This window comes from Kitasatospora sp. NPDC001119 (genome assembly GCF_053598475.1).
This window is the reverse complement of sequence record NZ_JBSFKI010000004.1, coordinates 101,617-116,639: the sequence shown is the minus strand read 5'-3', so window position 1 is coordinate 116,639 and position 15,023 is coordinate 101,617. Positions and strand designations below refer to the sequence as shown.

15 protein-coding genes are annotated in these 15,023 nt (G+C 74.5%); all 15 read left to right on the top strand.

The annotated features are described in order from the left end of the window. Positions 1 to 132 precede the first annotated feature (132 nt). Positions 133 to 1,821 (top strand): enoyl-CoA hydratase-related protein, encoded by a 1,689-nt coding sequence (locus ACWDD9_RS06565; protein WP_449810965.1) that lies wholly within the window; start codon positions 133 to 135, stop codon positions 1,819 to 1,821. A 132-nt stretch (positions 1,822 to 1,953) separates the two neighbouring features. Further along, positions 1,954 to 3,045: an NADH-quinone oxidoreductase subunit B family protein gene (locus ACWDD9_RS06560; RefSeq protein ID WP_049652595.1), complete on the top strand. Its 1,092-nt coding sequence runs from the start codon at positions 1,954 to 1,956 to the stop codon at positions 3,043 to 3,045. Positions 3,046 to 3,202: 157 nt separating this feature from the next. After that, entirely contained in the window at positions 3,203 to 4,990 is a 1,788-nt protein-coding gene (locus ACWDD9_RS06555; protein WP_049652594.1) for a nickel-dependent hydrogenase large subunit, read from the top strand. Beyond that, positions 4,987 to 5,460 (top strand): hypothetical protein, encoded by a 474-nt coding sequence (locus ACWDD9_RS06550; protein ID WP_049652591.1) that lies wholly within the window; start codon positions 4,987 to 4,989, stop codon positions 5,458 to 5,460. The genes ACWDD9_RS06555 and ACWDD9_RS06550 overlap by 4 nt, the downstream gene beginning before the upstream one ends. Then, entirely contained in the window at positions 5,457 to 6,104 is a 648-nt protein-coding gene (locus ACWDD9_RS06545; protein WP_449810964.1) for a DUF5947 family protein, read from the top strand. The genes ACWDD9_RS06550 and ACWDD9_RS06545 overlap by 4 nt, the downstream gene beginning before the upstream one ends. Next, positions 6,101 to 6,745: a DUF6084 family protein gene (locus ACWDD9_RS06540; protein WP_449810963.1), complete on the top strand. Its 645-nt coding sequence runs from the start codon at positions 6,101 to 6,103 to the stop codon at positions 6,743 to 6,745. The genes ACWDD9_RS06545 and ACWDD9_RS06540 overlap by 4 nt, the downstream gene beginning before the upstream one ends. After that, positions 6,742 to 8,169 (top strand): hypothetical protein, encoded by a 1,428-nt coding sequence (locus ACWDD9_RS06535; RefSeq protein WP_449810962.1) that lies wholly within the window; start codon positions 6,742 to 6,744, stop codon positions 8,167 to 8,169. Before ACWDD9_RS06540 ends, ACWDD9_RS06535 begins: the two co-directional genes overlap by 4 nt. Then, positions 8,166 to 8,687, top strand: coding sequence for a hydrogenase maturation protease (locus ACWDD9_RS06530; RefSeq protein WP_449810961.1), 522 nt, complete (start codon positions 8,166 to 8,168; stop codon positions 8,685 to 8,687). Before ACWDD9_RS06535 ends, ACWDD9_RS06530 begins: the two co-directional genes overlap by 4 nt. Continuing rightward, positions 8,681 to 8,785 (top strand): DUF6893 family small protein, encoded by a 105-nt coding sequence (locus tag ACWDD9_RS06525; RefSeq protein ID WP_388045344.1) that lies wholly within the window; start codon positions 8,681 to 8,683, stop codon positions 8,783 to 8,785. The genes ACWDD9_RS06530 and ACWDD9_RS06525 overlap by 7 nt, the downstream gene beginning before the upstream one ends. A gap of 116 nt (positions 8,786 to 8,901) precedes the next feature. Further along, the gene (gene hypA, locus ACWDD9_RS06520; RefSeq protein WP_375873133.1) at positions 8,902 to 9,258 is read left to right on the top strand and encodes a hydrogenase maturation nickel metallochaperone HypA; all 357 of its coding nucleotides are present in this window, start codon (positions 8,902 to 8,904) and stop codon (positions 9,256 to 9,258) included. A 31-nt stretch (positions 9,259 to 9,289) separates the two neighbouring features. Continuing rightward, positions 9,290 to 10,081 carry a hydrogenase nickel incorporation protein HypB gene (gene hypB, locus ACWDD9_RS06515; protein ID WP_449810960.1) on the top strand — a complete coding sequence of 264 codons (792 nt, stop codon included), beginning with the start codon at positions 9,290 to 9,292 and terminating at the stop codon, positions 10,079 to 10,081. Beyond that, positions 10,078 to 12,426 (top strand): carbamoyltransferase HypF, encoded by a 2,349-nt coding sequence (hypF, locus tag ACWDD9_RS06510; protein ID WP_449810959.1) that lies wholly within the window; start codon positions 10,078 to 10,080, stop codon positions 12,424 to 12,426. The genes hypB and hypF overlap by 4 nt, the downstream gene beginning before the upstream one ends. 6 nt (positions 12,427 to 12,432) lie before the next feature. Beyond that, positions 12,433 to 12,738: a HypC/HybG/HupF family hydrogenase formation chaperone gene (locus ACWDD9_RS06505; RefSeq protein ID WP_449810958.1), complete on the top strand. Its 306-nt coding sequence runs from the start codon at positions 12,433 to 12,435 to the stop codon at positions 12,736 to 12,738. Continuing rightward, positions 12,735 to 13,904 carry a hydrogenase formation protein HypD gene (gene hypD / locus ACWDD9_RS06500; RefSeq protein WP_449810957.1) on the top strand — a complete coding sequence of 390 codons (1,170 nt, stop codon included), beginning with the start codon at positions 12,735 to 12,737 and terminating at the stop codon, positions 13,902 to 13,904. Before ACWDD9_RS06505 ends, hypD begins: the two co-directional genes overlap by 4 nt. A 7-nt stretch (positions 13,905 to 13,911) precedes the next feature. Then, on the top strand, positions 13,912 to 15,009 hold the full coding sequence (gene hypE, locus ACWDD9_RS06495; RefSeq protein WP_449811064.1) for a hydrogenase expression/formation protein HypE: 1,098 nt from the start codon (positions 13,912 to 13,914) through the stop codon (positions 15,007 to 15,009). Positions 15,010 to 15,023: the final 14 nt, after the last annotated feature.

Genomic DNA, 15,023 nt, shown 5'->3' with positions numbered 1-15,023 from the left:
CGCTCGGCCCCGCCGCCCGGCTCCGGCCGCTCGGGTGAACGCGCGGCGCGACATACCGGACGGGACGGGGCGTCACGGGGGCGGAAGCGATGATCGCCGGGTTCCCGGAACCCCACCCCGTCGGAGTCGTACATGCGGATTCTTCTCCTCGCCAGCGCGTTCAACAGCCTCAGCCAGCGGCTGCACGCCGAACTGCGCGACCGGCTCCACACCGTGGACGTCCAACTGGCCGGTGACGAGGAGGAGTTGCTCGACGCGGTGCACCGCCTGAAACCCGATCTGGTGCTCGCGCCGATGCTGCGCACGGCGATCCCGCGCGAGCTCTGGTCACAGCTCACGTGTCTGGTCGTCCACCCCGGCCCGCCGGGCGACCGCGGCCCGTCCTCCCTCGACCGGGCCGTCCAGGAGGGCCGCACCGACTGGGGCGTCACGGTGCTGCAGGCCGAGGCGGAGCTGGACGCCGGGCCGGTCTGGGCCTGGGTGCCCTGCCGGCTGCCCGGGTACGGCAAGAGCGACCTGTACCGCAACGAGGTCGCCGACGCGGCGGTGGCGGCCGCGGTGCTCGCCGTCGAACGCTTCGCCTCCGGCGGGTACGCGCCGGAGCCGCAGTCCGGCCCCGGCTGGAGCGGCACCGTACGGACCCGGCCCGCGCTGCGCCAGGAGGAGCGCCGGATCGACTGGGCGGCCGACCCCACCGAGGCGGTGCTGCGCAGGCTCCGCGCGGCGGACTCGCGCCCCGGCGTGCTCGACGAGCTGTGCGGCGGCGCCTGGTACCTGCACGGCGGGCACCGCGAGCCGGTGCTGCGCGGCCGCCCGGGCGAGCTGATCGCCACCCGGGCCGGCGCCGTCTGCCGGGCCACCTCGGACGGCGCGGTCTGGATCCCCGAGCTCCGCCGCCGCACCCCCGGCGGCCCGGCGGGCGTCAAGCTCCCGGCGGCCACGGCCCTCGGCGGGCTGCTGCCGGCGCTGCCGGAGGTGGCGGCGCCGCTGATGCCGGGGGAGGGGGACGGCCCGGTCTGGTCGGACCTGCGCTACCGCGAGGACGGCCCGGTGGGCTTCCTGCGCTTCTCCTTCCCGGGCGGCGCGATGTCCACCGGCCACTGCCGCCGGCTGCTGGCCGCGTACCGCTTCGCCGCGGCCCGTCCGACCTCGGTGCTGGTGCTCGGCGGCGGCCGGGACTTCTTCTCCAACGGCATCCACCTCAACGTGATCGAGGCCGCGCCGGACCCGGCCGTCGAGTCCTGGGACAACATCACCGCGATGGACGAGCTGGTCGACGCGGTGCTCACCACCACCGACCGGCTGGTGGTCGCCGCCGTCGGCGGCAACGCGGCGGCCGGCGGGGTGATGCTGGCCCTGGCAGCGGACGAGGTGTGGTGCCGCGCCGGCTCCGTCCTCAACCCCCACTACCGGCTGATGGGGCTGCACGGCTCGGAGTACTGGACGTACACCCTGCCGCGCAGGGTCGGCGCGGCGGCGGCCGAGCGGCTGACCCGCCAGGCGCTCCCGGTCTCCGCGGCCACGGCCGAGCGGATCGGCCTGGTCGACCGGGTGCTGGCCTGCGGGCCGGAGGAGTTCGGGCCGTCCGCGGCCCACCTGGCCGGGCTGCTCGCCGCCTCGCCCACCGCCCAGCAGCGGATCGCGGCGAAGAAGGCCGCGCGCGAGGCCGACGAGCGGACGAAGCCGCTCGACGCGTACCGGGAGGAGGAGCTCGCGGTGATGCACCGGCAGTTCTTCACACCCGAATCGCCGTATCACGCGCTGCGTTCCGCGTTCGTCCACAAGCGCCCGGTGCCGACGGGGCCCGCCGCGCGAGCGTGACCCGAACGGCCCCGCCGGGCTTGCCTCCCCGGGCGCCGGCTCCCGCCGCGCGGACCGGCGCCCGGCCCGGACCGTTGCTAAGACTGGCTTCGAGCCATTCCCTCCGGCTCCCATCCCCGAGGAGGCATCCTCATGGGTGCTGCAACAGCTCCAACCGCTTCGACGGCCGGGACGGCCGAGGCCGCCGCGAAGCCCGACGCCGACGCGGTGCACATCCTCTGGATCAACGCGGGCCTCAGCTGCGACGGCGACTCCGTCTCGCTGACCGCCGCGATGCAGCCGAGCATCGAGGAGATCGTCACCGGCGCGCTGCCCGGCCTGCCCAAGGTCGCCGTGCACTGGCCGCTGATCGACTTCGAGTGCGGCCCGGTCCAGGGCGCGGACAACTTCGTCGAGTGGTTCTTCAAGGCCGAGCGCGGCGAGATCGAGCCGTTCGTGCTGGTCGTCGAGGGGTCCATCCCCAACGAGAAGATCAAGAAGGAGGGCTACTGGTGCGGCTTCGGCGACGACCCCGCCACCGGCCAGCCCATCACCACCAGCGAGTGGCTGGACCGGCTCGCCCCGAAGGCGACCGCCGTGGTGGCGATCGGCACCTGTGCCACGTACGGCGGCATCCACGCGATGGCCGGCAACCCGACCGGCGCGATGGGCGTGCCGGACTACCTGGGCTGGGACTGGAAGTCCAAGGCCGGACTGCCGATCGTCTGCGTGCCCGGCTGCCCGATCCAGCCCGACAACTTCGCCGAGACGCTCACCTACCTGCTGTACCAGCTGGCCGGCTCCGCGCCGATGATCCCGCTCGACGACAAGCTGCGGCCCGCCTGGCTGTTCGGCGCCACCGTGCACGAGGGCTGCGACCGCGGCGGCTACTACGAGCAGGGGCAGTTCGCCACCGACTACGGCACGCCCGAGTGCCTCGTCCGGCTCGGCTGCTGGGGCCCGGTCGTCAAGTGCAACGTCACCAAGCGCGGCTGGACCAACGGCATCGGCGGCTGCCCGAACGTGGGCGGCATCTGCATCGCCTGCACCATGCCGGGCTTCCCGGACAAGTTCATGCCCTTCATGGACCCGCCGCCCGGCTCGCACGTCTCCACCGCCGCCAGCAGCGCGTACGGCTCGGTGATCCGCAGGCTGCGCGCGATCACCCAGAGCACCCTCGACAAGGAACCCAAGTGGCGCCGCACCGGCAGCCGCCTGACCACGGGCTACCGACCGCCCTGGTGACGCCGCGGGGCCGCACACCGCCCGGTGTGCGGCCGCCGCCTTCCCCCGCCCCGTCCGCCGGGATCCCCTCCGAGGGGACCCCGCTCCCACGGCCCCCGTCCGCACGGCCCCCGCTCGCCGAGGCCCCGCTCCCAGAGACAAGGACACGACAGACACGATGGCAACACCGACCACCAGGGCGGCCGGCGACGGCAGCGGCCTGACCGAGATGTCCTGGGACCCGATCACCCGGATCGTGGGCAGCCTGGGCATCCACACGAAGATCGACTTCAAGCAGAAGCGGGTCGCGGAGTGCTACAGCACCTCCTCGGTCTTCCGCGGCTACAGCGTCTTCATGCGCGGCAAGGACCCGCGCGACGCCCACTTCATCACCAGCCGGATCTGCGGGATCTGCGGCGACAACCACGCCACCTGCTCCGTCTACACGCAGAACATGGCGTACGGGGTGAAGCCCCCGCACCTGGGGGAGTGGATCATCAACCTCGGTGAGGCCGCCGAGTACATGTTCGACCACAACATCTTCCAGGAGAACCTGGTCGGGGTCGACTACTGCGAGCGGATGGTCCGCGAGACCAACCCCGGCGTGCTGGAGCTCGCCGAGCGCACCGAGGCCCCGCACGCCGGCGACCACGGCTACAAGACGATCGCCGACATCATGCGCTCGCTCAACCCGATCGAGGGCGAGTTCTACCGCGAGGCGCTCCAGGTCAGCCGGTACACCCGGGAGATGTTCTGCCTGATGGAGGGCCGCCACGTGCACCCCTCCACGCTCTACCCGGGCGGCGTCGGCACCGTCGCGACGGTGCAGCTGTTCACCGACTACCTGACCCGGCTGATGCGCTACGTCGAGTTCATGAAGAAGGTCGTGCCGCTGCACGACGACCTCTTCGACTTCTTCTACCAGGCCCTGCCCGGCTACGAGGAGGTCGGCCGGCGCCGGGTCCTGCTCGGCTGCTGGGGCAGCCTCAACGACCCGGACCACTGCGACTTCACGTACCGCAACATGACGGACTGGGGCCGGCGGATGTTCGTCACCCCCGGTGTCGTGGTGGACGGCAAGCTCGTCACCAACGACCTCACCGAGATCAACCTCGGCATCCGCATCCTGCTCGGCAGCTCCTACTACGAGGACTGGCAGGGCAAGGAGCTGTTCGTCACCCACGACCCGCTCGGCAACCCCGTCGACCCCCGGCACCCGTGGAACCAGCACACCATCCCGCAGCCGCAGAAGCGCAACTTCGACGACAAGTACAGCTGGGTGATGTCCCCGCGCTGGTTCGACGGCAAGGACCACCTCGCCCTCGACACCGGCGGCGGCCCGATCGCCCGGCTGTGGTCCACCGCGCTGTCCGGGCTGGTCGACATCGGCTACGTCAAGGCGACCGGCCACAGCGTGCAGATCAACCTGCCCCGCTCGATGACCAAGCCCGAGGTCACCTTCGAGTGGAAGATCCCGCAGTGGAGCAACGCCATCGAGCGCAACCGCGCCCGCACCTACTTCCAGGCGTACGCGGCGGCCGCCGCCCTGCACTTCGCCGAGAAGGCGCTCGACGAGGTCCGCGCCGGGCGCAGCCAGACCTGGGAACGCTTCGAGGTGCCGGACGAGTCGATCGGCTGCGGCTTCACCGAGGCCGTGCGCGGCGTGCTCTCGCACCACATGGTGATCCGCGACGGCAAGATCGCCAACTACCACCCGTACCCGCCCACCCCGTGGAACGCCAGCGTCCGGGACAGCTACGGCACGCCCGGCCCGTACGAGGACGCGGTGCAGAACACCCCGATCTTCGAGGAGAACCCGCCGGACACCTTCAAGGGCATCGACATCATGCGCGCGGTCCGCAGCTTCGACCCCTGTCTGCCCTGCGGCGTGCACATGTACGTCGGCGGCGGGCGCACCGTGCAGACCATGCACGTGCCCACCGGCCTGAGCGGGCTCACCGCATGACGGCCGAGCAGACCGGGCTGCGGATCCAGCAGGCCCTGGACGCGCTGGCCGACAGCGGCGCCGACGCCGAGCGGGCCGGCGAGCAACTGGTCCGCGACCTCATGGAGTTCTACGGCCAGGGCCTGGCCCGGCTGGTGCCGGCACTGCCCCCGCCCGCCCTGGACCGGATGCTGGACGACCCGGTCGTGGCCGGGCTGCTGCTCCTGCACGACCTGCACCCCGAGGACCTCCCCGCCCGGATCGAGCGGGCGCTCGCGGCCCTGCCCGAGCGGGTCGAGGCGGCCGGCTTCGACCCGGCCACCGGCGTCCTGCGGCTGCGCCGCACGGCCACCGGCTGCGGCTGCGGCGAACAGGAGGCGCAGGCCGTCCTGGCCTGCCACGCGCCCGAGGTGACGGCCGTGGAACTGGAACGCGCCCCGCAGCTGCTCCAGATCGGCACCCGCCCGCCGCAGCCCGCGGAGGCGCGATGAACACCCGCCGGATCTCCCGCGACGGGACCGCCCTGCTGCACCGGCTGCGCGAACCGGCGCCGCCGCGTCCCGAGCAGTGCGCGTTCTGCGGCCGGGACCTGCCCGGCGGCCACCGCCACCTGGTGGACGTCGAGGACCGCGCCCTGGCCTGCGCCTGCACCGCCTGCGGCCTGCTGTTCCAGCAGCCGGGCGCGGCCGGCGGCCGCTACCGCACCGTGCCGGACCGCTACCTCGCCGACCCGGAAAGGGAGTTGGACCAGCAGGCCTGGACGGTGCTGGGCATCCCGGTGGGCACCGCCTTCCTGTTCCGCAGCACCGTGATGGACCAGCTGCTGGCCTTCTACCCCGGCCCGGCCGGCGCCACCGAGAGCGAACTGGACGAGCAGGCTTGGCAGCGCGCCCTCGGCGGCAGCCGACTGGCCGCCGCCCTGGAACCCGACGTGGAGGCGCTGCTGGTGCGCCGCACCGAGGAGCGCGTGGCGTGCTTCCTGGTGCCGATCGACATCTGCTACGAGCTGGTCGGCCGGCTGCGGCGGTGCTGGCACGGCTTCGACGGCGGCGCCGAGGCGCGGGCCGAACTCGACGCGTTCTTCGCGCGCCTGGCCGACCGGGCCCGCCCGCTGCCCGCGGAGGTGACGGCGTGACGGCGCTCGGCTTCGCCTGCACCGGCGTGCGGTCCGACCCGTACGCGGCCGGGCCGACCCTGGTCTTCCGGCTGCGGATCACGGCCCCGGCCGACACCCGGGTGCACGCCCTCGCCCTCCAGGTCCAGCTGCGGATCGAACCGGTCCGCCGGCCGTACGGCGAGGCCGAGGGCGGGCGGCTGGCCGACCTGTTCGGCGGACGGGAGCGCTGGGCGACCACGCTCAACCCGATCCAGTTCGCCACCGTGCCGCTGCTCGTCCCCGGCTTCACCGGCGAGACCGAGATCGACCTCGCGGTGCCCTGCACCTACGACCAGGACGTCGCCTCGGCCCGCTACTTCCGGGCACTGGACGGCGGCGAGGTGCCGCTGCTGCTGCTCTTCTCCGGCACCGCCTTCGCCGGCCCCGGCGGCTTCCAGGTCAGCCCGGTGCCGTGGGACCGGGAGGCCCGGGTGCGGATGCCGGTGCGGGTCTGGCGGGAGGCGATCGACCGGCACTTCCCCGGCAGCGGCTGGCTGCGGCTGCCGGAGGACGCCATGGCCGAGCTGCTGGCCTACCGCTCGCGGCGGGCCCTGCCCTCCTGGGAGGCGACGGTGCGCGAGCTGCTCACGGCCGCGGCGATCGGGGAGGGAGCCCGGTGAGCGGCCTCCCGGAGCGGATCGAACGCGGCTTCGCGGCCGCCCGGCAGATCGCCGACGCGGTGCTGCTGGAGGGCTACGTCCTCTACCCGTACCGCGCCTCGGCGGCCAAGAACCGGCTGCGCTGGCAGTTCGGCGTCCTGGTGCCGCCCGAGTACACCGCGCAGGGCGGCGAGCACTCCCACCAGCGCACCGAGTGCCTGATGGAGGCGCGCGACGGGGACCGGCTGGCGGTCGAGCTTCGCTTCCTGCGGGTCCAGCGGCGCACCGTCGAACAGGCCACCGCCGCCGGCTTCGAGTCCGTGGAGCGGCTGGAGCTGGCCGACCGGGACCTCGTCGAATGGGACGAGGGCGTCGAGGAGCGGATCGAACTCCTGGTACCGGTCGAGGAGTTGGCCGGTGAGGGGGTGCAGCGGCCGTTCCGGCTGCCGGGCGTCGGCGAGACCGGGCTGGTGCACGAGCGGGACGCCGTCGTCGGCCGGGTGATACGGCGCCGTGAGCAGGTCGACGGGCTGCTCTGGCTGCGGGCCGAGGAGCTGCCCGGCCCGTACCGGGCGCAGCGGCTGACCGTGGAGGTGGAGAACAGCTCCGCCTGGCGGCCGTCCCGGCACGACACCCGCGACCAGGCGCTGCCGCGCTCGCTGGTCTCCGCGCACCTGCTGCTCGGGCTGGAGCACGGCCGCTTCCTGTCCGTCACCGACCCGCCCGAGTGGGCCCACCCGGCCGTCGAGCGGTGCCGCAACGAGCGCACCTGGCCGGTGCTGGCCGGACCGGAGGGCGAGCGCGGGGTGGTGCTGTCCTCGCCGATCATCCTGGAGGACCACCCGCGGATCGCCCCGGAGAGCCTCGGCACCCTGTACGACGCCACCGAGATCGACGAGATCCTGGCGCTGCGGACGGCGGCCCTGACCGAGGAGGAGAAACGCGAGGCCCGGGGCACCGACGACCGGGCCGGCGCGGTGATCGACCTGGCCGAGTCCATGCCGCCCGAGGTGCTGGACCGGCTGCACGGCGCGATCCGCGGGCTGCGCGAGGCCACCGGCAGCACCGCCCTCGGCCGTCCCGAGCAGCCCTGGTGGGACCCGGGCGACGACCCCGGGGTCGACCCCGAGCGGGACCGGGTGCTGGTCGACGGCCACCAGGTGGGCGCCGGCAGCCGGGTGCTGCTGCGGCCCGGACGGCGGCGCACCGACGCCCAGGACCTGTTCCTGGACGGGCGGACCGGCATCGTGGAGGCGGTGCTGCACGACCTCGACGGCTCGGTGCACCTGGCCGTCACGGTGGAGGACGACCCGGGCGCCGACCTGTGGCGGGCCCAGGGGCGCTTCCGCTACTTCCAGCCCGACGAGGTCACGCCGCTGGACGGGAGCGCCCCGGTGGACGGGACCGCTGCGCTGGACGGAGCCGCTCCGGTGGAGGGGCCATGACGGACCGCACGGTGCTGGTCGCCGGGGTGGGCAACATCTTCCTCGGCGACGACGGCTTCGGGGTCGAGACCGTACGGCGGCTGTCCGCCCACCCGCTGCCGGCGGGCGTCGAGGTGGTCGACGCCGGCGTGCGCGGCGTCGACCTGGCCTACCGGCTGCTCGACGGCCACCGCACCGCCGTCCTGGTGGACGCCGTCCACCGGGGCGGGGCGCCCGGCACCCTCTACCTGATCGAGGCGGACGCCGAACAGCCGCCGGAACCGCCCGCCCTCGACGGGCACCGGATGGGGCCCGACGCCGTACTGGCCCTGCTCGCCACGCTCGCCGCCGGCACCGGCGGCGAGCCGCCCGAACGCGTCCTGGTGGTCGGCTGCGAGCCGGCCTCGCTGGAGGAGGGCATCGGGCTCAGCGAGCCCGTCGCCGCCGCCGTGGCGGAGGCGGTGCGAATGGTCCTGCGGGTCGTGGACGAGGCCACGCAGCCGGAGAAGCAGCCGGAGAAGGAGACAACACCATGCTGAGGAAACTGTTCTGCGCGGCCCTGCTGGCCGGGATCGGCGCACTGGTCTGGCAGAACCTGCCGGACCTCAGGCGGTACGTGCGCATCTCCCGGATGTGAGGCGCGCACTGCTGCGAACGGCGCAGCCCCGCGGACGGTGGCGGCGCGGCTGCGGGCCGCCGCCGCCACCGAGCCCTGTAATGGGGCGCGTTGCCGCCCGCTCCGGGAAGGGACCCATGCACGAGATGTCGATCGCCGAAGCCGTCGTCGAGCAGGTGGACACGGCCGCGCGCGAACACGGGGCCCCCGGGGTGGCACGGGTGCGGCTGCGGGTGGGCGAGCTGGCCGGCGTGGTGCCCGAGGCCCTCGACTTCTGCTTCGAACTCGCCTGCGCCGGAACGCTGGTGGCGGGCGCGGCGCTGGACACCGAGTCCGTCGCGGCCCGGGCCCGCTGCGCCCCCTGCGCGGTCGAGTGGGCGGTCGGCATGCCGCCGGACCTCGGCTGCCCGAGCTGCTCCGGCGGTGGCGGCGTGGAACTGCTGTCCGGCCGCGAGCTGCAGATCCTCGACGTCGAGTGGGCCCAGGAGCTTTGACGTCCGGGCCGAACCAGAAAGGCTGATGCCGATGTGCCGCACGGTCGACCTCCGTCAGGCGGTCCTCGCCCGCAACGACGACAGCGCCCGCGGACTGCGGGCGGCGCTGGCCGCACGGGGGACGGTCGCGGTGAACCTGCTGTCCAGCCCCGGCAGCGGCAAGACCGCGCTGCTGGAAGCCGAGTTGGGGCTCGCCCGGCGACGCGGGGTGCCCGTCGCCGCGCTGACCGCCGACCTCGCCACCGAGAACGACGCGCGCCGGCTGGCCCGCTCGGGCGCCCCGGTGAAGCAGGTGCTCACCGACGGGCTCTGCCACCTGGAGGCGCGGATGCTCGCCGGGCACCTGGACGGCTGGCTGCCGGACGACTGCCGGCTGCTGTTCGTGGAGAACGTCGGCAACCTGGTCTGCCCGGCCTCCTACGACCTCGGCGAGACGCTGCGGGTGGTGCTGGCCTCGGTGACCGAGGGCGAGGACAAGCCGCTCAAGTACCCGACGGCCTTCGGGCTGGCCAACCTGGTGCTGGTGACGAAGACGGACCTCGCGGCGGCGGCCGAGTTCGACGAGGCGGCGTTCCTGGCCAACGTCCAGCGGGTCAACCCCGGGGTGGAGGTGCTGAACACCTCGGCCCGGACGGGCGAGGGCGTCGGGGCGCTGCTGGACCGGGCGCTCGGCGTCCTGGCCGGGGCGCGGCCGCACCGGCCGGTGATGGCCGCGGCGGCGCCGCACGACCACGGGCACTCTCACGACCACGACCATGGGCACTCTCAGGATCACGACCACGGCCACGACCACGGCCGCTCCGCCGTGGGGGAGCACGCGTGACGGCCGCCCACCCCGGGCTCGACCGCGAGCGGCGGCGGGTCGCCGTCCGCGGCCTGGTGCAGGGGGTCGGCTTCCGGCCGTTCGTCCACACCCTGGCCGATGAACTCGGACTGGCCGGCACCGTCACCAACACCGGCGAGGGCGTCCTGGTCGAGGTCGAGGGCAGCCCGGACGCGCTGGACGCCTTCTGCCGGCGGGTGGCCGGCGACGCGCCGCCGCTCGCCCAGGTGCACGCGGTGGAGCACGCGCCGCTCGCCGCCACCGGCGCCACCGGCTTCCGCATCGTCTCCTCCCGCCCCGACGGCGCCCGCGCCACCCTGATCCCGCCCGACACCGCCGTCTGCGCCGACTGCCTGGCCGAACTCGCCGACCCGGCCGACCGCCGCCACCGGCACCCGTTCATCAGCTGCACCAACTGCGGCCCCCGGCACACCATCGTCACCGGCCTGCCGTACGACCGGGCCAACACCACCATGGCCGGCTTCCCGCTGTGCCCGGACTGCGCCCGCGAGTACGCGGACCCCGCCGACCGCCGCTTCCACGCCCAGCCCGTCGCCTGCCACGCCTGCGGGCCCCGGCTCGCGCTGACCGTGCCCGGACGCCCCGACCTCGGCGGGGAGCAGGCCCTGGCGGAGGCCCGGCGGCTGCTGGCCGACGGCGCGGTCCTCGCCGTCAAGGGCATCGGCGGCTACCACCTCGCCTGCGACGCGCGCGACGCCGCGGCCGTCGCCCTGCTGCGCCGGCGCAAGCGGCGCGGCCGCAAGCCCTTCGCCGTGATGGCCCGCGACCTCGCCACCGTCGAGGGCCTGCTGCCCGTCGACCCGGTCGAACGGGAACTGCTCACCGGTCCGGTCCGGCCGATCGTCCTGCTGCGCCGCACCGGCCTGCCGGTGCCCGAGGGCGTGGCCCCGGGCAGCCCCGACCTCGGGGTGATGCTCCCGTACACGCCGCTGCACCACCTGCTGCTCGCCGCCCCCGGGCCGGACCTGCTGGTGATGACCAGCGCCAACCTCTCCGGCGAGCCGATCGTCACCGAGGACCGGGAGGCGCTGGAGCGGCTCGCCCCGCTGGTCGACGGCTGGCTCGGCCACGACCGGCCGATCCACGTGCCCTGCGAGGACTCGGTGGTGCGGGTGGTGGACGGCGAGCAGCTGCCGCTGCGCCGCTCGCGCGGGTACGCGCCGCTGCCGATCCCGCTGCCGGTGCCCGTGCGCCCGGCGCTGGCGGTCGGCGGCGACCTGAAGAACACCTTCGCGCTGGCCCGGGACGGCTACGCCTGGCTGTCCGGCCACATCGGCGACATGGACGACCTGGCCACCCTGCGGGCCTTCGACCGGGCGGTCGAGCAGCTCGGCACGGTCAGCGGCGTCCGGCCCGAACTGCTGGTCGCCGACCGGCACCCCGGCTACCGCTCGCTCCGGCACGCCGAGCGGACCGCCGCCGGCCGGCCGGTGCACCGGGTGCAGCACCACCACGCCCACATCGCCGCGGTGATGGCCGAGCACGGACTGGACGGCAGCCGCCCGGTGCTCGGGGTGGCCTTCGACGGCACCGGCTACGGCGCGGACGGCGCGGTCTGGGGCGGCGAGGTGCTGCTGGCCGACTACGACGGGTTCCGCCGCCTCGCCCACCTCGGGTACGTGCCGCTGCCGGGCGGGGACGCGGCCGTCGAGCGCCCGTACCGGACGGCGCTCGCCCACCTGCGCGCGGCCGGGCTGCCCTGGCAGCCGGAGCTGCCGTCGGTCCGGGCCTGCGGAGCGGCGGAACTCGGCCTGCTGGAACAGCAGTTGGAGCGGCGACTGAACTGCCTGCCGAGCTCCAGCATGGGGCGGCTGTTCGACGCGGTCTCCTCGCTCGCCGGGGTCTGCCACCGGGCCGGGTACGAGGCCCAGGCGGCGATCGAACTGGAGGCGACGGCCTGCGGGTTCGGCCGCGTTGACGGCCCCGGGGCCGGGTCGACGGTGCGGGTGGACGACGGCTACGCGTTCGGGCTGTCGGCGCGGGCCGGCGGCTGGACCGCCGACCCCGGGCCGGTGCTGGCCGCCGTGGTCGCCGACGTGACCGCGGGCGCCCCCGCGGGCCTGGTCGCCGCCCGCTTCCACCGTGCGGTGGCCGACCTGGTCCGGCGGAGCTGCGCGGCCGTCCGGGACCGGTACGGCACCACCACGGTGGCGCTCAGCGGCGGGGTCTTCGCCAACGCACTGCTCTCCTCGGCCTGCGCGAGCGGCCTCGGGGAGGACGGATTCACGGTACTGCGGCACCGCCGGGTGCCGCCCAACGACGGTGGTCTGGCGCTCGGCCAGCTGATGGTGGCCGCCCGGTCGACGGCCACCCGGGAGGAGTGAGAGCGGATGTGTCTGGCTGTGCCCGGCAGGGTGACGGAGATCGGGGAGCGGGACGGGGCGAGGATGGCGGTGATGGACTTCGGCGGCGTGGTCAAGGACGTGTGCCTGGAGTACCTGCCGGACCTGGTGGTGGGGGACTACGCGATCGTCCACGTGGGCTTCGCGCTGCAGCGCCTGGACGAGGAGTCGGCCCGGCGCACCCTCGCCCTCTTCGAGGAACTCGGGCTGTTGCAGGAGGAGTTCGGCGATCCCTGGGAGGCCGCCGGGGCGGCGGCGGGCTCTGGGACCGAGGCTGAGGAGGCCGGACGGTGAAGTACCTGGAGGAGTTCCGCAACCCCGAGCTGGCCGCCGGGCTGATCGCCGACATCAGGGTGACGGTCACCCGGCCGTGGGCGTTGATGGAGGTCTGCGGCGGCCAGACGCACAGCATCATCCGGCACGCCATCGACCAACTCCTGCCGGAGGAGGTCGAGTTGATCCACGGGCCGGGCTGCCCGGTGTGCGTCACCCCGCTGGAGATGATCGACCGGGCCCTGGCGATCGCGGCCCGGCCGGGTGTGGTCTTCTGCTCCTTCGGCGACATGCTGCGGGTGCCCGGCACCGACCGGGACCTGTTCCGGGTCCGCGGCGAGGGCGGCGACGTCCGGGTGGTGTACTCGCCGCTGGACGCCCTGCGGATCGCCCGGGAGAACCCGGACCGGGAGGTGGTCTTCTTCGGCATCGGCTTCGAGACCACCGCCCCGCCGAACGCCATGGCCGTCCACCTGGCCAGGAAGCAGGGGCTGCGCAACTTCAGCATGCTGGTCTCGCACGTCCGGGTGCCGCCCGCGATCGAGGCGATCATGGACTCGCCGGACTGCCGGGTCCAGGGCTTCCTCGCCGCCGGGCACGTGTGCAGCGTGATGGGCACCGCCGAGTACCCGGCGCTGGCCGAACGCCACCGGGTGCCGATCGTCGTCACCGGCTTCGAGCCGCTGGACATTCTGGAGGGAATCCGGCGCACCGTACGGCAGTTGGAGCGCGGCGAGCACACCGTCGACAACGCCTACCCACGGGCCGTCCGCCCCGAGGGCAACCCGGCGGCCCGCGCCATGCTGGAGGACGTCTTCGAGGTCGCCGACCGTCCCTGGCGGGGCATCGGCGTGATCCCGCGCAGCGGGTGGCGGCTCTCCCCGCGCTACCGCGACCACGACGCCGAGCACCGCTTCGACGTCGGCGGGATCACCACCCGCGAACCCGCCGCCTGCCGCAGCGGCGAGGTGCTGCAGGGGCTGCTGAAGCCCCACCAGTGCGAGGCCTTCGGCACCGTCTGCACACCGCGCACGCCGCTCGGCGCCACGATGGTGTCCAGCGAGGGGGCGTGCGCCGCGTACTACCTGTACCGGCGGCTGGGCGTACCGGGGACGTCCGTCCGGGCCCAGGAGCCGCAGGAACGTCGGGAGCTTCAGGAGCCTCAGGAGGCGGGTCGCGTTGGCTGACACCGAACTGCTCAGCGGGCCCGGCGCCGACCCGGGCACGGACCCGGGTACCGAGCGGCCCGACTTCTCCGGCTGGAGCTGCCCGCTGCCGCTGCGCGACCACCCCCGGGTGGTGATGGGCCACGGGGGCGGCGGGGCGATGTCCGCCGAGCTGGTGGAGAACCTGTTCGCGCCGGCTTTCGGCGGCCCCGTGCTCGCCGGGCTCGGCGACTCCGCGGTGCTGGAGCTGGGCGGCGCCCGGCTCGCCTTCTCCACCGACTCCTACGTGGTGCGGCCGCTGTTCTTCCCCGGCGGCTGCATCGGCGACCTCGCCGTCAACGGCACGGTCAACGACCTCGCCATGAGCGGGGCCCGGGCGGCCTACCTGTCCTGTGGCTTCATCCTGGAGGAGGGGGTGGAGATGGCCGTGGTGGACCGGGTCGCCCGGGCGCTCGGCGCCGCCGCCCGTACCGCCGGGGTCGAGATCGCCACCGGGGACACCAAGGTGGTCGAGGCCGGGCACGGGGACGGCGTCTACCTGAACACCGCCGGCATCGGGCTCGTCCCGGCCGGGGTCGACATCAGGCCGCAGCGCGCCCGCCCCGGCGACGTGGTGATCGTCAGCGGGCCGATCGGGCTGCACGGGGTGGCGATCATGAGCGTCCGGGAGGGCCTGGAGTTCGGGGTCGAGGTGCGCAGCGACAGCGCGGCGCTCGGCGGCCTGGTCGAGGCGATGCTCGCGGCCACCGCCGACCTGCACGTGCTGCGCGACCCCACCCGGGGCGGCCTGGCCGCGGCGCTCAACGAGATCGCCGTCGCCGCCGGGGTGGGCGTGGTGCTCAGCGAACGGGCCGTCCCCGTCCCGGAGCCGGTGGCCAACGCCTGCGCCGTGCTGGGCCTGGACCCGATGTACATCGCCAACGAGGGCCGGCTGGTCGCCTTCGTCCCGCGTCTCTCGGTGGACGCGGTGCTCGCCGCCATGCGCGCCCACCCGCTCGGCGCGGAGGCGGTGGTGATCGGCGAGTGCGTCGCGGAGCACCCGGGGATGGTCGTCGCCCGGACCGGCTTCGGCGGCACCCGGGTGGTCGACCTGCCGATGGGCGAGCAGCTGCCGCGGATCTGCTGAGGGCCCGACCGGTT